The organism is Tahibacter caeni (genome assembly GCF_024609805.1).
Classification (GTDB): domain Bacteria; phylum Pseudomonadota; class Gammaproteobacteria; order Xanthomonadales; family Rhodanobacteraceae; genus Tahibacter; species Tahibacter caeni.
The window spans coordinates 1-1,459 of sequence record NZ_JANFVR010000610.1 but is presented as its reverse complement, the minus strand read 5'-3'; the positions used below and the strand labels follow the sequence as shown (position 1 = coordinate 1,459).

The following is a 1,459-nucleotide window of genomic DNA, read 5'->3' as shown; positions in this document are numbered from 1 at the left end:
CACGCGCGAGCGCCGCCTCGATCGCGGCGCGGTCGGGTTCGTCGCTGCCGCGCTGCGGCGCGCGCACGGCGCCCGCGAGGCCGAGGTCGGCCGGCTGCACGAGACCGTCGCGGCAGAGCACGCGCGCGCGCTGGATCGAGTTCTTGAGCTCGCGCACGTTGCCGGGCCAGGCATGGGCCAGCAGCGCCGCGCGGCTTTCGTCGCTCAAGCGCGCCTCGTCGCCGAGGAAATACTGCGCGAGCGGCAGGATGTCGTCGGGACGGTCGCGCAGCGGCGGCAGCGCGAGCTCGATGACGTTGAGGCGGTAATAGAGGTCTTCGCGGAAGCGGCCTTCGCGGATCATCGCCGGCAGGTCCGCGTTCGTCGCGCTGAGCACGCGCACCTTGACCGTGCGCGTGCGGCCCGAACCCAGGCGTTCGAACTGGCCGGTCTCGAGCACGCGCAGCAGCTTGATCTGGCCCGACAGCGGCAGGTTGCCGATCTCGTCGAGGAACAAGGTGCCGCCGTCGGCGAGCTCGAAACGGCCCTCGCGCGCCTTCGACGCTCCGGTGTACGCGCCGGCTTCGGCGCCGAACAGCTCGGCCTCGATCAGTTCGTTCGGCAGCGCGCCGCAGTTGACGGCGACGAACGGCCCGTTCCTGACGGCCGAATTCGCATGCACGATCTCGGCGATGCGCTCCTTACCGGCGCCGTTCGGGCCGGTGATCAGCACCGGCAGCTCAGCGCGGGCGACCTGGCAAGCCAGCTCGATCACGCGCTCGGTGGCCGAGTCGGCGAATACGAGGTTGCGCAGGTCGAAGCGCGCGCGCAGCGCTTCCTGGCTCTTGCTGCGCGCGCGCTTGAGGCGGGTCACTTCGCGCGTGGATTCGGCCAGCTCGAGCAGGTTCTCGACGGTCGCGAGCAGCTTCTGGTCGTCCCAGGGCTTTGCCAGGTAGTCGGCCGCGCCGGCCTTGACGAGCTCCACGGCGGTTTCGAGCCGCGTCCAGCCGGTCAGCAGGATCACCGGCAGGTCGGGATGGCGCGCGCGGATCGCGCGGAACAGTGCGATGCCCTCTTCGCCCGAGGTCGTGTCCAGGTGGAAATTCATGTCGGCGATGACGAGATCGACGGCTTCGCGCTCGAGCAGATCCAGGCCGCTGTCGGGCGAGGACGCCGCGACGGTGCGGATCTCGTTGAGGGAGAGCAGGACTTCCAGCGCCGTGGTTACGGCCGGATTGTCGTCGATCACCAGGACGGTGCGCATGGACTCACGATCGGATGAGGGTTTCGGGCTGCGCATGGGCTGCTTGGATGCAGCCCGGCGCCGATTGGTTGCGTCGGATCGCGCAGGGTAGCCGCGAAGACCCGCACAGGTGAATAGGCCGGATCGGGAGACGCGCCGGCAGCCCGGGGCCGGCGGCGCAGGCACGCCGCCGGCCGGGGACCGTCGCCGCTCAGACGCTGCGCGTGGCCACGGCCG

1 protein-coding gene is annotated in these 1,459 nt (G+C 70.7%); it reads right to left on the bottom strand.

Translation table 11 applies throughout. The annotated features are described in order from the left end of the window. Positions 1-1,243 (bottom strand): sigma-54-dependent transcriptional regulator (locus tag NON22_RS24255; protein WP_257389552.1); only part of this gene is annotated, 1,243 nt, incomplete at its 3' end. Positions 1,244-1,459 lie beyond the last annotated feature (216 nt).